The sequence below is a fragment of the Clostridium pasteurianum BC1 genome (assembly GCF_000389635.1).
GTDB classification, from domain to species: domain Bacteria; phylum Bacillota; class Clostridia; order Clostridiales; family Clostridiaceae; genus Clostridium_I; species Clostridium_I pasteurianum_A.
Map to the genome: position 1 here is coordinate 2,385,692 of NC_021182.1, position 19,026 is coordinate 2,404,717.

The following is a 19,026-nucleotide window of genomic DNA, read 5'->3' on the forward strand; positions in this document are numbered from 1 at the left end:
TTTGTGTATAAGAATTATGATTAAAGCTTCATAATTAAAAAAACACTATGAAATTCATATAATTTTAACTGATTTCATAGTGTTTTTATTGTTATTTTAAATACAGTTTATATAAGGCCTGTGTTCCAAGATCCCCTTTTCCCTGTTCTATAAGTTTATCATATAGCTTTTTTGAAAGACTTAGGGCAGGAGTGTCTAGACCCATGGCATCTGCTTCTTCTAAGGCTATTTTCATATCCTTTACAAAATGTTTAATATAAAAGCCAGGTGCAAAATCACCGTTAAGTATTCTTGGCGCATAAGCACTTAATTGCCAGCTGGCAGCTCCACCAGCACCAATGGATTTCAGAACAGTTTCTGGATCAAGACCAGATTTCTTTGCATATACTAAAGCTTCACATACACCCATTATGTTAGAAGCTATAGCTATTTGATTACACATCTTAGTATGCTGCCCAGCACCGACGCCACCTTGAAGTACTATGTTCTTTCCCATTAATTCGAATATTGGTTTTAAATTTTCAAAAGCTTCCCTGTCTCCGCCTATCATTATGGATAAGGTACCTTCAGCAGCACCTACATCTCCACCAGATACAGGAGCATCCAGAGCAAAGATATCTTTTTCTTTTGCAGCTTCATATATCTTCTTTGCAAGAGATGGCTTAGAAGTGGTCATATCTATAACGTAACTACCTTTTTTAATATTATTAATAATTCCGTTTTGACCTAGATATACTTCTTCTACATCCTTGGGATAGCCTACTATAGTTATAACTACATCTGAATCTTTAGCCAGTTCAGCTAAAGAAGCTTTCCAGATGGCACCTTTATTAATTAAAGCCAATGCTTTTTCTTTAGTTCTATTGTAGACTGATAATTTGTAGCCTCCATCTAATATATGGGAAGCCATGGCAGCTCCCATTACTCCAGTCCCAATAAAACCCACTTTTATATCTGATTTTATCATATTATAAATTCTCCTCTCCTTTACATATTAATTTAATTATAAGTATTTTTGGGTGTTTATACAAATTGATTTGCATAGAGTGGTCATATATAATAAAATTATGAAATTAAATAAAAGTAAATTTTACAGAGGAAAATATATTTATCAGATTATATAGCAATGAGTATTAAAAGTGAAATAGATGGAATAGCCAATAAATAATAATATTTTTGAAAATATTACAGATAATAATAAGGAAACTATATATAGATATTTACAAAGGAGTATTTAAATGAAAATTGAAAAAGGAACAACTGAAGACATAAATGAAATGATGAAAATAATTAAAGCTACTGTAGCTGATATGCATGAACAGAAAATATATCAGTGGGATCATACCTATCCCAGTAAAGAAATAATAATTGAAGATATACATGAGGAAAATCTTTATGTATATAGAGATGAAAACATAATTAAAGGTTTTGTCGTGTTAAATGAATACCAAGACAAAGAATATGAGGAATTAGATTGGAAATATAATAAAGGTAAGAAGTTAGTTATACACAGGTTATGTGTTAATCCAAAATATAAGGGTAAAGGTATTGCAACTAAACTTATAGAATATGCAGATATATATTGCAGAGATAATAATTATGCAGCAATACGTTTAGATACATTTATAGACAATAAACCTGCTTGTAGATTATATGAAAAGAAAGGTTATAGTGTAGTAGGTGCATTGGAATTTAGAATGGGTGTATTTTATTGCTTTGAAAAAGCACTTGAACCAATTACAACTTATATATAGTACTATTAAATAGTATATTAAGTCACAATTTAATCAATAACATTTAAACAAAATATATTTCATAATGAAGTTAATTTATTGCATCATATATATTGTAATTAGCAATTAGAATATAATATATAAAGGAGATTTTTTATATATGAAGTACGAAGGAATTGTATACAGGCCACCTAGCGAAGCTCATAGTCTAATAGTTCAGGTGACTATAGGCTGTGCACATAATAAATGTAGTTTTTGCAGCATGTATAAGGATAAAAAATTTAGAATAAGAAGTTTGGAAGAAATAGAAGATGATTTGCAGGATGCCAGAGAAAAATATAATTACGTAAAACGTATATTTTTAGCAGATGGTGATTCTATTGTTTTATCCATGAAGGAATTAAAACATATATTATTTAAAATAAAAGAACTATTTCCAGAATGCGAAAGAGTTTCAGCCTATGCCGCTCCTAAGGATATTTTAAGAAAAACTACTGAAGAGCTTAAGGAATTAAAGCATTTAGGCATAGGTATACTCTATATGGGAATAGAAAGCGGCAGTGATATAATATTAGGAGAAATACAGAAGGGTGTTACTTCCTCTGAAATAATAGAGGCAGGAAAAAAGGTTAAAGCTAGTGGAATTAAGCTTTCAGTTACTTTTATTTCTGGTATAGGGGGAAAAGATAGATGGAGAGAAAACTCTATAGAATCTGCAAAGGTTATAAATTCCATTAATCCTGATTATGTTGGCCTTCTAACACTTATGGTTGAGCCAAAAACAGATATATATGAGAATATTAAATCTGGTGATTTTAAACTTTTGAGTCCTGAGGAAGTTATGTTGGAAACCAGAGAACTTATTAAAAATATTCAAGCACAAAACTGTATTTTTAGAAGCAATCATGCCTCTAACTATGTAGCCATAGGGGGAACATTACCACAGGATAAGAAAAAGTTAATTGATATAATTGATGATATATTAAGTGGAAAGTATGGGTACAAGCCTGAAGAACTTAGAAGATTATAGATGATAATTTGTCTAGACTTATTTGGGGTATAAACTTCAAATAAGTAAAATTTATTGATTTTAGGAGGAGATTAATATTATTAGATGTAGATATTTCTACTATTTTAAATGCAACTAAGCATTAAATGATATAATAGAATTTAGATAGGGGTGATGTAATATGTCAAAAATTAAAGTATGTAAGCATACCGTTGATTATGATAAATTGGTAAAAGCGCTAAAGGATAATAAAATAAATTTTGAAACAAAGAGTTGCATTCATAAATGTTCTACATGTCATGAGAAGGTTTTGATTAAAAAGGATGAGGATTATATATCAGCAAAGACTGTAGAAAAATTAATATCAAAATTAAAAGATGAAAATTAGTAAAGAGTATTTGCAGCTGAGTTTATTAATAATTTTTTTAACAATATAATCTAATAACTATTAAAGGGATAGTAAAAATCTCTGCTTATAAGATGAATATTCCAGCTAAACTTTGTAGCTGGAATATTTTTGATGCCAAAAATTCTGCATATAAGCTTGGCTTTTGCAAATAAGGTGCTGCCTCACAGTGCATATATATGCATTATGAGACAGCTTTTTAGATATTTAATTATTAAAGTTTGATTTTTAATAATTATAATGGGACCTTTCTCAAATTCAATGCATATTTGTTCCTTTTAAGACATTATCTTATTTTGTAAAATTTTTATATGAATATAAGTAAGCTTTATTAATGCCTTGTGGAATTATTTCATGCTTACAGCATATACATGATGTAATATCAATGAATGGGGGAAGATATGTTATATATACATGATTTTATAAAAATATTGATTGCCTGTGTTTTAGGTGGAATAATAGGCTATCAAAGGCAGAAAAAAGGTATGTCTATGGGTATGAGGACACATATTATTGTTTGTGTCAGTTCCACTTTAGTACAAATAATATCCATAGATTATAATGTCTTAAATAAAAGTAACGCAGATGTAATGAGACTTGGAGCACAGGTTATATCTGGAATTGGATTTTTGGGAATGGCAAGTATAATTAAAGAAGGCGGGAATGTTGTAGGATTGACAACAGCAGCAAGTGTATGGTTTATTGCATGTGTTGGTTTGGCTGCTGGAAGTGGCCTTTATGTTCCAGCAGCAATTGCTACAGTAATTGTTTATTTTATTCTTAGAGATGTATTTAAAATAGATAAGAGAATAAAAAAGATTAAAGGAGATGATAATAGCTATGAATTAGAAATTGTGTTAAATGGTGTTATTGCTGATAGTAATAAAATAAATGTAATTTTTAATACTATAACTAAAGAAAAATTTAAAATTTCTTCAATAAATGTAAACACAGAAGATAGGAGTAATATAACAATCTATATGAATGTAACTTTGCCCCCAAATAAAGACGCTAATGATATATTGAATAAATTGCTTAAATATGAATATGTTAAAAAGATTTGTATAATGTAAATTAGAAAATATGCATAGAAACTTATTTATTATATAGTATAAAATCTATTTTCATATTTGCAAGAATATGATAGAATTAGTTTGCATTTTTGAAGGAATATGATATAATTAACTGAAATATAAGTTGATTATATCATATCAAAGTATGGGTTCATTATATGAATTTTATAGTAGAGTTTTTTATATTAATAAATATTACTCTTAGGGATGGTAGTTTTTGTTAATAAAATGTCAATCTTTACAAAATCGTATAGATGAGCCAAAATATTTAATCCTAATGTAAAGGATTAAAATGAAGGATTAATTAGTATAAAATGATATACAGGAGGATTACGATGAATAAGAATTTCAAAAATATGATAATTATTTTTCTTGGTTTCTTTTTTTTATCCCTATTTTCTAATACATTGTCACCATTTATAACTACAATAAAAAACACTTATGGGGTATCAAATGATCTTATTGCAATACTGCCGCCGGTGGTTTATTGTGCTTCTTTTATAATGAGTATAGTTAGTGCTAGATTACAATCTTTAATTAGTCTTAAAAGAGGATTGCAGATAGGGTTTTTATTCGCAATTATCGCCAGTGTTGTAATTTTAGTTTCAAAATCCTTTTATATACTTTTGATTGGATATTTTATATCAGGTTTAGCCGTTGGTATGGGAGTTTTATTTTTGACTACAATGCTTTCACTACTTCCAGTGCAATATCAAAAATTTAGTTTTTTCAATGCATGTTTTGGATTAGGTGGAATTTTAATCTTACCAATAGATAGACTTATATTAAGCAATAATATAAATTTTAATTATACGTATATTATTCATATAATTACTATAGCTATATTTATTATTATTTCGTCAAAAATTGAAATTTATAACTCTTGTGAAAGAGGAGCTGAATGTAATAATACTTTTTCAATACTAAAAAATCCATTGGTTTTACTATTATCTATTGCAATATTCTTTTATGTAGGAGCTGAAATATCAACAACAAATTGGACTGGAACTTTCCTTGAAAATTATTATGGTATTACTAAAGCTGATGTCCCAGCAATTCTATCTAGTTTTTGGATTTTATTTACTTTGGGAAGAGTAGTAGGAGATAAATTTTTAGAAAAGGTTGGACAATTGAAATTCCTTTCTATTTCACCTATAATGGCTATTATTGGAATATTTATAATTTTATCAGGCAATACTAAGATTCAAGCATTAATTGGAATTGCTGTAATTGGTTTATCTATTTCTTTAATATATCCGGCAATTCAAGGATATGTTATTCAGCATGTAGAAAATGAATATGTTCCTGCAGCTTCAGCAGTTATAACAATTTTTAATAACCTAGGAGCCACATTTTTAACATATATAATAGGTTTTGCAGGTGGAATAAAGGCTAGCTATGTATTTATAATTCAGATATTCTTTTATGCATATATACTAATAATATCGATGCACTATTTAGTTTCTATGACTAAAAGGCAGCTAAATTAATATAAACATAAATATTGTTAAATATAAGGCTTTCAGCGTTTTACTGAAAGCCTTTTTTAATATTATAAGATATATATTTTAGTTGTTATCCATTCCATCATCTGTAGTAGGTGCGTCTGTCTGAATATAGGTAAGATGTCCACCAGGGTACACTCCATCATTAGTTACTTTATAGTCATCGTGATTGTGCATTGGATAAAATTGAGGGAAAAACTTTTTGTCAGGATTACATTATATAAGTTGATTATTTAGAGTTATATGTTAAAATATAAAAAATAATAATTTTTGTAATGTATGGGAGATTGAAAATCTAATAGTAATTATTTTGAAATTTTGTTCCATAATTTATTATTTGCATATATGCAATGTGAAGTTGTTTCAGAAAGGAATTTTTATATGAAGAAAATTTATGATACCATTTTATTTGATCTAGATGGGACTTTAACTGATCCTAAATTAGGTATTACAAAATCCATCCAATATTCATTAAAGTACTTTGGTATATTTGAAAATAATCTTGATGATTTAAAAAAATTTATTGGACCGCCTCTTAAGGATTCCTTTAAAGAATATTATAATTTCAGTGATACTGACGCAAATAGTGCAGTAGATAAATATAGAGAATATTTTGCTGATAAGGGTATATTTGAAAATAGATTATATACGGGCATAATTGAGTTACTGAATAAACTTTGTAGTGAAGAAAAGAATTTAATTATAGCTACATCAAAACCTACTGTTTTTGCTGAACGGATATTAAAACATTTTAACATACACCAATATTTTAAATTTGTAGCTGGTAGTAATCTGGATGGAACACAAAGCAAAAAAGGAGAAGTAATTTCTTATGCATTGAAGCAGGGTAAATACTGGGATAAGGATAAAATAATTATGGTAGGAGATAGAAAATATGATGTTATTGGAGCAAAAGAAGCAAAAATTGATTCAATAGGGGTATTATATGGTTATGGCTCCTTTGAGGAATTGAAAAAAGAAAGACCTGAATATATAGCTAAAAATATTGATGAATTAAGCAAAATATTAGTTTGATTTTTATGTATTGATTAATGTATAATAGAAATTTTGATGAAATTATTTAAATATTTCAAATAATATAGTAAATTATGTATGTATACTTTAAACTTTTAAATAGAAATGTTACAATAAACTTATTAAAATAGAAACCGTCTCATTATAATTAATATTTGAGACGGTTTTTATATTAGGTATCTGGAAATAAATAATAAGTTAAATATACTAGTGTACTGACTGGTTATTTCTCTGATGATGCCTTGATTAAAAAACCAGATTTTGTAATAGATAGGAGAATAATTTATGGATTCATTGATTAAGACAAAGGTAGAAAATTTTAACTTAAGACTTGCTGAGGAAAAAGACGCAGCACTAATTTTAGAATTTATTAATGGGCTTGCTCATTATGAAAACTTGACAGATGAAGTGGTTGCTACAGAAGAAATTCTCAAAGAATTTTTATTTGAAAAGAAAATGGCAGAAGTTATAATTGGAGAATATAATGGTGAAGCAGTAGCATTTGCATTGTTTTTTCATAATTTCTCAACATTTTTAGGACGACCAGGAATATATTTAGAAGATTTATATATAAAACCTGAAATGAGAGGCAAGGGATTTGGAAAAGTAATACTTTCATTTTTGGGAAAGCTAGCAATTGAAAGAAAATGTGGTAGAGTTGAATGGTCATGTCTTGATTGGAATGAACCATCTATAAAATTCTATAAACAAATGGGAGCAGTTCCAATGGAGGAGTGGACTGTATATAGAGTAACTGGTAAAGATTTAAGTTGTTTAGCTTCAGAATTTTAATCTAGCAAAAATTACAGTTTAATAAGAGTACTACATAGATTTTAAGATATACTTATTTTCACAGGACAGAATAATATCTGTTTTATAGAAGAAATATATATAGTAATGAGAGGAGTTTTATCATGGATTATAACTTTTTTAAAAAATATGCCAGCCTTATAGTTAAAGAAGGTATTAATATTCAAAAGGATCAGATTCTTGTTATAAATTCTCCAATAGAATGTGCAGAATTTACTAGAGAAATTTCAGAAATAGCCTATAGAGAAGGAGCTAGGGATGTAGAAGTTAGCTGGAATGATGAATTACTGGCAAAAATTAAATACTTAAATGCTCCAGAAGAGATTTTTGAAGAATTTCCTAACTGGAGAAAGGAATTATACGTATCTTATGCAGAGAAAGGCGCAGCATTTTTAAGTATTTCAGCTTCAGATCCAGAACTAATGAAGGATGTAAAGCCAGAAAGACTTATGAAAGCAAATAAAGCTTCCAGTACCGCACTAAGAGATTATAGAGAAAGACTTATGAGTGATAAAAATGTATGGTGTGTGGTGTCTGTACCTACTAAAGCTTGGGCAAAAAAGGTATTTCCTGAGGTAAGTGAAGAATTAGCTGTAGAAAAGCTTTGGAGTGCCATTTTTAAGGCGGTAAGATCTGATGTAGAAGATTCTGTGGCTTCCTGGGAAGAACATAAAAATAATTTGAAAAAGAGTATGAATTTCTTAAATGAAAATAATTTTAAATATCTTCATTATAAAAATTCGTTGGGTACAGATTTAAAAATAGAGTTACCTGAAAATCATCTATGGTTAGGTGGATCTTCTCATGCACCTGAAAATATTGAATTCATAGCTAATATTCCTACAGAAGAGGTATTCACATTGCCTAAAAAAACTGGAGTAAATGGCATAGTAGTAAGTTCCAAACCATTAAATTACAGAGGAAATCTAATTGAAGATTTTTCAATTACCTTTAAGGAAGGTAAAATTATAGATTTTACAGCAAAAAAGGGTTACGATAGCCTGAAAAGCCTCATAGATACAGATGAAGGTAGTAAATATCTTGGAGAAGTTGCATTAGTTCCTTATGATTCGCCTATTTCAAATTCAAATATATTATTTTATAATACATTATTTGACGAGAATGCTTCCTGTCACTTGGCTATAGGTGAGGCTTATCCTGTATGCATAAAAAATGGGGAAAATATGTCAAAAGATGAACTTAAAAGTATTGGAGTTAATAATTCAATGGAGCACGTAGATTTTATGATAGGAACATCAGATCTTAGCATAATAGGTATTAAAGAAAATGGAGAAGAAGTAACAGTGTTCAAGAATGGAAATTTTCTGTATTAAAAAACTACTTTAGATACATGTATTAGTTTACAAATAGATTTTTATAGTTAAAACATTGTGAAATCAATTTGTTAAAATTGATTTCACAATGTTTTTATTTTTTCTAATATAATTATTTTATATTCACTAAGCAATTCTTATAAATATTGATATCACCATATTTATAAGATTTTTCTGCATATATAATTAAGTATTGTTAATGCTTTGATGGATTATTTGGCTAATTGAATACTATATAGTTTATGATTAACCAGTTAATTTGAGAAAAGTTAAATTTGATTATAAATTATTTGTCTCATATTATTAATAATTAAACATATCTTGAAATTTTCAAAGAATATTGGTGAAAATATTAATAATATTTGTAAGTAATGATATAATTTAAATAAAAATGTTTTAAGAAGGTGATTTTGTGTATGAATTTTTACCTATAGTTTATAATTCTTCAGAGGGAAATGAGGTAATTAATGATTATTATTATGATAAAAATGATTCTAATTCTCTAGTAGTATTATTTCCAGGAGTTAATTATAGTTGTGAAAAACCTCTATTGCATTATGCAAGAAAAGCAGCAGTTATAGAGGGATATGATGTGCTGTGCGTTAGATATGGATATAAATTATCCAAAGATGATATTGGAAAAGAAATAATTAAAACTATAGCAGAGGAAGTTTTACAGACAATAAAAAATTGTGATAATAAAAAGTATAATAAATTATATTTCATCAGCAAGAGTATAGGTGGTGAAGTGGCTGGCAATATTGCTAATAAAATTGGATATGACAATGTAAAGTCTTTGTATTTAACTCCTACACCTAATACGTCTCAGCACATGATTAAAACTAATGCTTATGCCGTGGTAGGCACTAAAGATAAAATATTTACAGAAGAAAATATAGTATTTGTAAAAGCTTATAAAAATGTTAATTTAACATTAATTGATAATGCACAGCATTCCTTGGAGATTGATGGCAACATAGAGAAAAGCATAGAAAGTTTAAGTAAAGTAGCTGGTATTTTTAAAGAATTTCTTGAGAAAAGTAAAATTAATAATTGAAAGAGTATGCTTAATTATTAAAACATACTAATAGCAATTCAAACAAGAAATACCATAAGGATAATAGAATTAGCAGAGTAGAGTAGTACCAAAAGAGATGAATTGATTTTAAATAAAATATAGATAGGAGTTAATGTATATGTCAAAAAAATTACCAGTATTGTTTATTGGACATGGAAGTCCTATGAATGCTATATTAGACAATTCCTACACAAAGGCTTTAAAAAAAATTGCAGATGAAATTGGGAGACCTGAAGCTATACTTGTAGTGTCAGCTCACTGGCAAACTAGAGGTACATATATTACTTATAAAGATGAACCAACTCAAATTTATGATTTCTACGGATTCCCTGAGGAATTATATAATATAAAATATAAGCCTAAAAATTGTGAAAAATATTCTAAAATTATATTAGAGGAATTAAAGGGTGAGAATATAAAATCAACAAATGAATGGGGATTAGATCACGCCTCTTGGGCTGTACTAATTCATATGTACCCAAAGGCAGATATACCTGTAATAGAAATGAGTTTAAATATACTTTTGGATGAAGAAGGCCATTATGAGCTGGGTAAAAAGTTGTACAAACTTAGAGAAAAGGGAATACTTGTCATAGGAAGCGGAAATATAGTTCATAACCTAATGAATTTTAGGGAGGAAATAGATGCTGAACCATTTAAATGGGCAGTAGATTTTGATAAATATATATCAGATGCAGTAAAATATAAACAACATGATAAATTAATTAATTATAAAAATGTTGGGAAAATTGCACAGTTATCAGTGCCAACGGATGAACACTATCTACCACTTTTATATACAGCAGCAATGCAATGGGAAAAAGAAGGAGCAGAGTTTGAATATGAAGGTATACAAAATGCTTCCATGTCTATGAGGTGCATAAAAATAGAATAGATATTATCACAGCGGTTAGCCAGGGGAGAAAGTTATAGGTATTAATTGACATAAAGTTTACATAAGACTATAATAAATTTAATTCCTAGGCTTTATATATGAAAACTAAGTGATATTTTAGAATTAGGGGGAAGAAATTTTGTCAGATATTATATTGGACATGGATAAAGTTGAAAAAAGATTTGATAATTTAAAAGTAGTTGATAATCTATCATTGAAAATTAAAGAAGGAGAATTTCTAACACTTTTAGGACCCAGCGGCTGCGGTAAAACTACTACACTTAGAATGATTGCTGGTTTTGAAGCTCCAAGCAGCGGCAGAATTTTATTAGAAAATGAACATGTTGAAAATAAACAGCCCCATGAAAGAAATGTTAATACAGTATTTCAGAATTATGCGCTTTTCCCGCATATGAATGTATTTGATAATATTGCCTATAGTCTTAAAATTAAGAAGGTAAATAAAAAAGAAATTACTGAAAGAGTAAATGATATGTTAAGCTTAGTACAACTTAAGGGATATGAGAAAAGAAAGCCAAGTCAATTAAGTGGTGGACAGAGACAAAGGGTTGCCATAGCAAGAGCATTAATAAACAGTCCAAAGGTTTTACTTTTAGATGAACCTTTAGGTGCCTTAGATTTAAAGCTTAGAAAACAAATGCAGTTAGAATTAAAAAGACTTCAAAAAAAGCTAGGTATAACTTTTATTTATGTCACTCATGACCAGGAAGAAGCTTTAAATATGTCAGATAGAATTGCAGTAATGAATAAAGGAATAATAGAACAAGTTGGTACACCAGAAGAAATATATGAAAAACCTAAAACAAAATTTGTGGCTGGGTTTATAGGTGAATCCAATTTAATTAAAGCTTATGTTGAAAAAGAGGAAAATAATAAGTTTTTTGTAAAAATTGGTGATGATATTATGAAGGTTGAAAATATAAGCAAAGATATCATCAATAAAGATGTTTATGTTTCAGTACGACCAGAAAGTGTAAAATATTCTATAGATAAAAAACCTTTTAGTCTCAAAGCTACAATAAAAGAACATGGTTATAGTGGCTCATTAATTAAAACAATTGCTACATTAATAAGTGGACAAGAAATATTAATTTATGATTATAGTAAAAAATCATTATTACCTAAAATAGGTACTGAGGTATGGCTATTTTGGGAATCTGGAGACATGACAATGGTTGCAGATGGGTAGGTGAGAAGAATATGAAAGAGAAAAAAACAGGTATATCAAAATTAGTTACAACAATACCTATTTCACTATGGATGTTAATTTTTGTAGCCATACCACTTTTATATATAATATTCATAAGTTTTATGCAAAGGGGAACAGATGGAGGAGTTATTTATACTCCAACTATTGAGAACTATACGAGAATGGGAAGTCCATTATATTTTAAAGTATTTATGGATTCATTAATTATAGCATTTATTACTACGGTGTTAACTTTGATATTAGGGTATCCTTTTGCATATTTTTCTTCCAAAGTACCAAAGAAGTTTAGCATTATAGTGCTAATAATTATAATTGTACCATTTTGGACTAATTCTCTCATAAGGACTTATGGTTGGATTATACTTTTAAGATCTCAGGGAATTATAAATCATTTTCTCATGTTAGCAGGAATAATTAAAGAGCCATTAGAAATGTTATATACCTATGGTGCAGTACTTATAGGTATGGTATACACTATGTTTCCATTTATGGTGCTTCCACTATACAATTCCATAGAAAAATTAGATAGAAGTTATATTGAAGCGGCAAAAGATTTAGGTGCCAGCAGATTAAGAACCTTTTGGACAATAACAATTCCACTAACTATGTCAGGTATAATAGCTGGATGTATACTTGTATTTATACCATCTGTAGGATTATTTTTTATACCAGATTTAATGGGAGGAAGCAAGGTAATGCTAATAGGCAATTTAATAAGAAATCAGTTCCTGGTGTCAAGAGATTGGCCTTTTGGTGCAGCACTTTCTATTGCCATGATATTGGTTTCACTTTTATTAATGGGTATATATGTAAAAATAGCGGGTAAAAAGGTTGATATGGAGGTATTTTAATGGAAACAAAAGCATTAAAAAGGTTGTCTGATTTATACATATTACTTATATTCGCATTTTTATATATTCCAATAATAGTTATAGTAATATATTCTTTTAATGCATCAAAAAGTAATGCAGTATGGACAGGTTTTACCTTTGATTGGTATGCAAAATTAATTAATGATGATGATGTATTAAGTGCTATACAGAATAGTTTGACAATAGCAGCTTTTAGTACAGTACTTTCAGCTATTATTGGAACTATAGGTGCTGTTGGATTGCATAAATATAAGTTTAAAGGTAAAGGTGTAGTTAATCTGTTATTATACATACCTATAGTAATACCAGAAATAATAATGGGTATCTCTTTGTTAGTATATTTTTCTATGCTTCAAATGAATTTTGGTATATTTACCTTAGTACTTGCTCATACAACTTTTTGTATGCCTTTTGTTTTAATTAATGTTAAAGCAAGGTTAGCAGGTTTTGATTCCTCTATTGAAGAGGCAGCTATGGATTTAGGAGCCAATGAATTTACTGTTTTTAGGACTATAACTTTACCAATAATTTTTCCGGCAGTAATATCAGGAGCTATGTTGGCTTTTGCATTGTCTTTGGATGATGTAATAATAAATTTTTTTGTAGGAGGACCAGAAAGTACTACTTTACCTATAAAAATATTTTCAATGCTGAGGTTTGGCCTTTCAGGAGAAATAAATGCCATATGTACAGTAATGCTAGTTATAACTTTTTTAGTTCTAATTGTCTCACAGACTATTAAGCTAAAAGTGCAAAAATAAAGTTTTAGGAGTGATTTTAATGTCAAAGAAATTATTTAAAGTTCTTAGTATTCTACTAATATTTTTAGTAGCTATATTGTCATTTGCAGGATGTTCAAGCAAAAATTCCACTACTTCCAAAAGTAGCGGAGAAAAAGTAGTAAATATTTTTACTTGGGCAAATTATGTGCCTGATGATGTAATTAAACAATTTGAAAAGCAAACTGGAATTAAAGTTAATTACAGCAATTTTTCTACTAATGAAGAAATGTTAGCAAAACTTCAAGCCTCAAAGGGCTCTCAGTATGATGTAATAATTTGTGCTGATTATATGGTACAGATTATGGGAAAACAAAAAGATTTATTAATTCAGCCTATAAATAAGGGCAATATTCCTAATTACAAAAATGTGGATTCTACTTATTTAGATCAATATTATGATAAGGGGAATAAATATTCCATACCTTATACTCTTGGAAGTGAAATGATTGTATATAATCCTGATAAGGTAAAAAAGGATATTAAAGGGGTTAAGGACTTATGGGATCCTTCACTTAAGGGTTCAGAGGTACTCTTAGACGATCCAAGGTCTGTAATAGGTATGGCGCTTACAAAGCTGGGTTATAGCATAAATGAGACTGATCCTAAAAAACTTGATCAGGCAAAAGCAGAACTTAAAAACTTGAAACAAAATGTGAAAGTATTTGATGCAGATACTCCACACAATAGTTTAATAAGTGGAGATACATCAATAGGAGTTATGTGGGGATCACAAGCTTCAGCCGCCTTGAAGGGAAATCCAAAACTTAAGATTGTATATCCAGAAGAGGGAATGCAATTTGAGGAAGACAATTTTGTAATGCCAGTAAAAGCCCCACATAAAGAAAATGCAGAAAAATTTATTGATTTCCTACTTGACGGCAAGGTAAATAATGATATAACTAATAATATAGAGTATATAAGTACAAATACAGCAGCAAAAAAATATATGTCAAAAGAATATTTAAATAATAAAGCTGTTTATGTTCCACAGGAGGAATTCAATAAGGCCAAACATCTTGAAGATGTAGGAGATGCTACAAAGCAATACGATTTAATTTGGTCTGAATTTAAACAACAATAATTTAGGGGAAGTGAGGATATGAATATTTATGATTTAGTTATAAGCAATGGAAACATTGTAGATGTAGAACAAAAAAGGATAATAAAAGGTAATATAGGAATTTGTAAAAATAAAATATGCAAAATAACTGATAAAAATATTCAAGGTAAAATAGAAATAGATGCAAAAGGGCTCATTGTAAGTCCTGGTTTCATAGATATTCATGGCCATATTGATGGCTCCATTCCCTGTGGAAAACTTGCAGTACTTCAAGGTGTTACCACAGCTGTTGGCGGTAACTGTGGTGGCGGAATATTAGATATAGAAAAATTTTTTGATGAACAGGATGCCAGAGGCTTTTTCATTAATCAAGCCCAATTAGTAGGTCATTCCTTTAGACTAAGGGAGGCTGTTGGAATTACTAATCCCTATATTGCAGCAACAAAGCAGCAGATTGAAAAGATGTCTGATTTGCTTAAAAAATCTTTTCAGGCTGGTGCCATAGGTTTATCTTTTGGCATTGAGTATGCGCCTGGATCTTCCAAGGATGAAATTATGATTTTAAGCAAGATAGCTGAAAAATATGGTAAATTTATAGCCATACACACTAATGTAAATAATCCTAATGATTTAAGTTCTCTTGAAGACGCAATAAAAATATCTGAAATAACAGGAGCAAAGGTTTTAGTATCTCATTTTGTATATCAATATGGAACAGGTATTATGACTGAAGCACTGGAGATGATGGATAAAGCACGCCATAGAGGATTAGAGGTTTCCGCAGACAGTGGTATGTATAGTGCTTTTTCTACTTTCATTGGTTCTACAATTTATGATGAACAGTATATGAAAAAATTTGGTTGGAAATTTGACGATCTTTTAGTTGCTACGGGAAAGTATAAAGGAAAAAGATTAACCAGAGAAACCTATGAAGAACTTAGAAGATATTCTAAAGAGGATAGTGTAATTTGCTTCACTGGAATTGAAGATGAAATATATGAGGCTTTAGCTAAGGAATATGTTATATTATCATCTGATATTGGACCTAGTCCAACAGGACGTATAAGTGAGGGTCATCCTCAAAATGCTGGTACTTTTCCAAGATTCTTTAGAAAAATGGTTAGAGAGAAAAAAGTTCTTTCACTTATAGAGGCTATTGAAAAGTGTACTCTATTTCCTGCTGAGAGATTAGGTCTTACTAATAAGGGTAGGATGAAAATTGGTGCTGATGCAGATATAGTTATTTTTGATATTGATACTATAAGAGATAAAGCTCAATTCCCTGATATTGGTGAACCAGATGCTAAACCAGAGGGTGTACACTTTGTTGTTGTTAATGGTAAAATTGTAGTAAATAATGGGGAATTAATTTTAAACTCTATGCCAGGTAAATCTATAAGAGATTTACCAGCTTGTACTATATGGTAAGATTAATATTATCATACAATATACAATCTTTCGTAATTAAAACTATATGCTTCATCAGTAATATCTAGTTGGGTATTAAAATAATTTTCTTATAATGAAGGGATTGTCTCTAGGTGTACTAATATACATAAGAGGCATCCCTTTTATAATATGTATTAAATTTATCAATTAAAATATTTGAAAATATTCAATGAAAGTTTAATAGAATAAAAAATATGGAAATTACATATGCTAGATTGAATCATAGGTATAAAATTTATGGAAGGTTGGATTGATATGACATTACTTAAATGGATTGGTGGAATAGTTATAGTATTTTGGATTTTAGGTCTATTATTTAGAATAGGTGGAGTATTAATTAACTGGCTTCTCCTTATAGCTGCCATTGTATTTATAGTAGACTTGATTAGTGGAAAAAGATATAAAAAGTGATTTTCAAAAGGGGCTGTCTTCAAAAAAATAAATATTCATTAAATTTGAGAACAGCATCATTTAATTACTAAAAATGAGATTTTAATAATTATTTTTAATAGTTGAATATGTAAAAAGCTGTTTTACAATGGATATATATCAATTGTAAGGCAGCTCTTTTGCTATATAGAGTATCCAATGTAAATATATACAAAATTATAATTAAAATTATATATGTAGTAGTAATGTTAAATTCTATTCTAATAAAATAGCTATTTTATTAGTAAAGATGATTTATTATAGCGTATATAATAGAGAAAAATAGTTAGACCATTAGACCATACTTCTATTTTGTGATATTCTAATAATAGTATTTAAAATCAAATGGAGGGATTGGATTGGATTTTAAGCAAATAAGTGAGCTAAAAGCAGGGAATAGGACAGATAGTTTTTACGTTATAAAATCTGTTTCTAGCAGAGTTTCATCAAATAATAAAAAATTTCTTGATTTAATTGTTGGAGATAAGAGCGGAGAAATCAGTGCTAAGCTCTGGGATGCGTCTACGGAGGATGAAGAATTATATAAAGAAAATAAATTAGTAAAGATAAGAGCGGCTGTAGTAGAATGGCAGAATAATCTTCAGCTAAAAATAGATAAGATAAGATTAGTAACAGAACAAGATGGAATCGAAATTAAAGATTTTGTACCTTCAGCGCCTTATGAAGCTGACGATATGTATATAGTTATGTTGGATTACATAGAGAGAATAAAAAATAAAGATATAAAGGATATTGTAAATTATATTATTGAAAATGCAGGGGATAAGCTTATGAATTTTCCTGCAGCAAAAAAAAATCATCATTCTATTAGGTCTGGATTGTTATATCATATAACCACTATGCTTAAAGCCGCAGAGGCCCTTAGTAAAGTGTATGTCTTCATAAATACAGATCTGCTTTATGCGGGAGTAATTCTTCATGATATGTCAAAATTAGAAGAAATGGATGCTTCAGAACTAGGAATAGTTACATCCTATACTATAGAAGGGCAGCTTTTAGGTCATATAGTCATGGGAGTTGAAAAAATAGGAGAAGCTGCAAAAAAAATAGGTGCAGATAAAGAAATCTCAATGATACTTCAACATATGATTTTAGCTCATCATTATGAGCCAGAATATGGCAGCCCTAAAAAACCAATGTTTCCCGAAGCAGAGATGCTCCATTATTTAGATGATATGGATGCCACTATGTTTGATATGAAAAAGGCTGTGGATTCTGTTAAACCAGGAGAAGTATCTGAGCCTGTATGGTCTCTAGAAAAGCGAAGAATGTATAATTCAAAATTTGATAAAGAATATATAGAGGATGAAAAGAAATAATAAAAATTTTTAAATATTAAAAATATACAACTTTATTCTATTTAATGAATTATACAGAAAGAATTATGTTGGCGGTATAATATATATATTACTGACTGCAGATTGCAGTCAGTTTTTTACTTTATTTATTATACAAAACAGGAAAAATAATATAAAATATATTTAGGGCATATTCAAATAAATAACTAGTCAGTATGCTAGTATATTTAATTTACAATTTATTTTCATATACCTAGAGGTAAAATAAAGCTGTACATAATAAAACAATTTAATTAAAAAGGAATTTCGGAGGAGAAAAATGGAAGTAAAAAAAATTTTTAAGGATTATATAATACCTATATTAGTTGCAATTATACTAGCAGTGCTCATAAGACAATTTTTATTTTTTAAGATAATGGTTCCAACAGCATCTATGTACCCAACTATAAAAGATAATGATCAGATAATTGTTACAAGAATTTATAACAGGAATAGCCTTAAAAGAGGAGATATAGTAGTGTTCAAATCCATAGAACTTAAAGAAGAATTAATAAAAAGGCTTATAGGTCTTCCAAATGATACTATTAAAATTAATGAAGATGGCAGCGTATATGTTAATGGAGAAAAAATAAACCAGTCTTATGTAGTAAATAATGGTGGAAAATTTGGTACATTTAAGGTTCCGGCAGGACATTATTTTTTCATGGGTGATAACAGAAGTAATTCTTTGGATTCTAGGTATTGGCAAAATCCCTATATTGATTGGTCTGAAATAGAAGGCAAAGCCAGATTTATAATATATCCTTTTAATAGATTTGGTGATCTTAAATAATAATTCTATATCGAACAAGTAAATATGTTAGGCATTGATATCTCCATAATTATTTATCAAATCTTTTTATGGATGACTATGTCTTGTAAATAATTTTGCTGGAGTATTTAAAAAAATTAAAAATTAGAACCGTCTCTATACATAATAATGTATTTAGAAACGGTTCTTTTTATT

Annotated in this window: 19 protein-coding genes; 18 read left to right on the forward strand and 1 reads right to left on the reverse strand. The window is 28.8% G+C overall.

Features of this window, described 5'->3' with window-relative positions; translation table 11 throughout:
* Positions 1–91 precede the first annotated feature (91 nt).
* Positions 92–967: an NAD(P)-dependent oxidoreductase gene (locus CLOPA_RS11135; protein ID WP_015615528.1), complete on the reverse strand. Its 876-nt coding sequence runs from the start codon at positions 965–967 to the stop codon at positions 92–94.
* Positions 968–1,238: 271 nt separating this feature from the next.
* Between CLOPA_RS11135 and CLOPA_RS11140 the strand changes: the two genes are divergently transcribed.
* From CLOPA_RS11140 to lepB, 18 genes are all read left to right on the forward strand, one after another.
* Positions 1,239–1,754 (forward strand): GNAT family N-acetyltransferase, encoded by a 516-nt coding sequence (locus CLOPA_RS11140; protein ID WP_015615529.1) that lies wholly within the window; start codon positions 1,239–1,241, stop codon positions 1,752–1,754.
* A gap of 139 nt (positions 1,755–1,893) precedes the next feature.
* Positions 1,894–2,763 carry a radical SAM protein gene (locus tag CLOPA_RS11145; protein WP_015615530.1) on the forward strand — a complete coding sequence of 290 codons (870 nt, stop codon included), beginning with the start codon at positions 1,894–1,896 and terminating at the stop codon, positions 2,761–2,763.
* 160 nt (positions 2,764–2,923) lie between these two features.
* Positions 2,924–3,130 carry a hypothetical protein gene (locus tag CLOPA_RS11150; RefSeq protein ID WP_015615531.1) on the forward strand — a complete coding sequence of 69 codons (207 nt, stop codon included), beginning with the start codon at positions 2,924–2,926 and terminating at the stop codon, positions 3,128–3,130.
* 419 nt (positions 3,131–3,549) lie between these two features.
* Positions 3,550–4,221, forward strand: a complete 672-nt coding sequence (locus CLOPA_RS11155; RefSeq protein WP_015615532.1) for an MgtC/SapB family protein — start codon at positions 3,550–3,552, stop codon at positions 4,219–4,221.
* 335 nt (positions 4,222–4,556) lie between these two features.
* On the forward strand, positions 4,557–5,711 hold the full coding sequence (locus tag CLOPA_RS11160) for an MFS transporter (protein WP_015615533.1): 1,155 nt from the start codon (positions 4,557–4,559) through the stop codon (positions 5,709–5,711).
* 396 nt (positions 5,712–6,107) lie between these two features.
* Entirely contained in the window at positions 6,108–6,761 is a 654-nt protein-coding gene (locus tag CLOPA_RS11165) for an HAD family hydrolase (RefSeq protein ID WP_015615534.1), read from the forward strand.
* Between the two features lie 285 nt (positions 6,762–7,046).
* A complete protein-coding gene (locus CLOPA_RS11170; RefSeq protein ID WP_015615535.1) occupies positions 7,047–7,553 on the forward strand; it encodes a GNAT family N-acetyltransferase in 507 nt (168 codons plus the stop codon).
* Positions 7,554–7,675: 122 nt separating this feature from the next.
* Positions 7,676–8,905 carry an aminopeptidase gene (locus CLOPA_RS11175; RefSeq protein WP_015615536.1) on the forward strand — a complete coding sequence of 410 codons (1,230 nt, stop codon included), beginning with the start codon at positions 7,676–7,678 and terminating at the stop codon, positions 8,903–8,905.
* A gap of 412 nt (positions 8,906–9,317) precedes the next feature.
* Positions 9,318–9,962, forward strand: coding sequence for a hypothetical protein (locus CLOPA_RS11180; protein WP_015615537.1), 645 nt, complete (start codon positions 9,318–9,320; stop codon positions 9,960–9,962).
* A 139-nt stretch (positions 9,963–10,101) separates the two neighbouring features.
* Complete coding sequence (ygiD, locus tag CLOPA_RS11185; RefSeq protein ID WP_015615538.1) at positions 10,102–10,878, forward strand: 4,5-DOPA dioxygenase extradiol; 777 nt, start codon at positions 10,102–10,104, stop codon at positions 10,876–10,878.
* A gap of 139 nt (positions 10,879–11,017) precedes the next feature.
* On the forward strand, positions 11,018–12,088 hold the full coding sequence (locus CLOPA_RS11190) for an ABC transporter ATP-binding protein (protein ID WP_015615539.1): 1,071 nt from the start codon (positions 11,018–11,020) through the stop codon (positions 12,086–12,088).
* A gap of 11 nt (positions 12,089–12,099) precedes the next feature.
* The gene (locus CLOPA_RS11195) at positions 12,100–12,960 is read left to right on the forward strand and encodes an ABC transporter permease (protein ID WP_041710867.1); all 861 of its coding nucleotides are present in this window, start codon (positions 12,100–12,102) and stop codon (positions 12,958–12,960) included.
* Complete coding sequence (locus CLOPA_RS11200) at positions 12,960–13,742, forward strand: ABC transporter permease (RefSeq protein ID WP_015615541.1); 783 nt, start codon at positions 12,960–12,962, stop codon at positions 13,740–13,742. Before CLOPA_RS11195 ends, CLOPA_RS11200 begins: the two co-directional genes overlap by 1 nt.
* A gap of 19 nt (positions 13,743–13,761) precedes the next feature.
* The gene (locus CLOPA_RS11205; protein ID WP_015615542.1) at positions 13,762–14,844 is read left to right on the forward strand and encodes a polyamine ABC transporter substrate-binding protein; all 1,083 of its coding nucleotides are present in this window, start codon (positions 13,762–13,764) and stop codon (positions 14,842–14,844) included.
* 18 nt (positions 14,845–14,862) lie between these two features.
* Complete coding sequence (locus CLOPA_RS11210; RefSeq protein ID WP_015615543.1) at positions 14,863–16,251, forward strand: N-acyl-D-amino-acid deacylase family protein; 1,389 nt, start codon at positions 14,863–14,865, stop codon at positions 16,249–16,251.
* A 276-nt stretch (positions 16,252–16,527) separates the two neighbouring features.
* Positions 16,528–16,683: a lmo0937 family membrane protein gene (locus tag CLOPA_RS25030; protein ID WP_155241993.1), complete on the forward strand. Its 156-nt coding sequence runs from the start codon at positions 16,528–16,530 to the stop codon at positions 16,681–16,683.
* Positions 16,684–17,060: 377 nt separating this feature from the next.
* Positions 17,061–18,041 carry a 3'-5' exoribonuclease YhaM family protein gene (locus CLOPA_RS11215; RefSeq protein ID WP_015615545.1) on the forward strand — a complete coding sequence of 327 codons (981 nt, stop codon included), beginning with the start codon at positions 17,061–17,063 and terminating at the stop codon, positions 18,039–18,041.
* 298 nt (positions 18,042–18,339) lie between these two features.
* Positions 18,340–18,852, forward strand: a complete 513-nt coding sequence (gene lepB / locus CLOPA_RS11220; RefSeq protein WP_015615546.1) for a signal peptidase I — start codon at positions 18,340–18,342, stop codon at positions 18,850–18,852.
* The last annotated feature ends 174 nt before the right edge of the window (positions 18,853–19,026 follow it).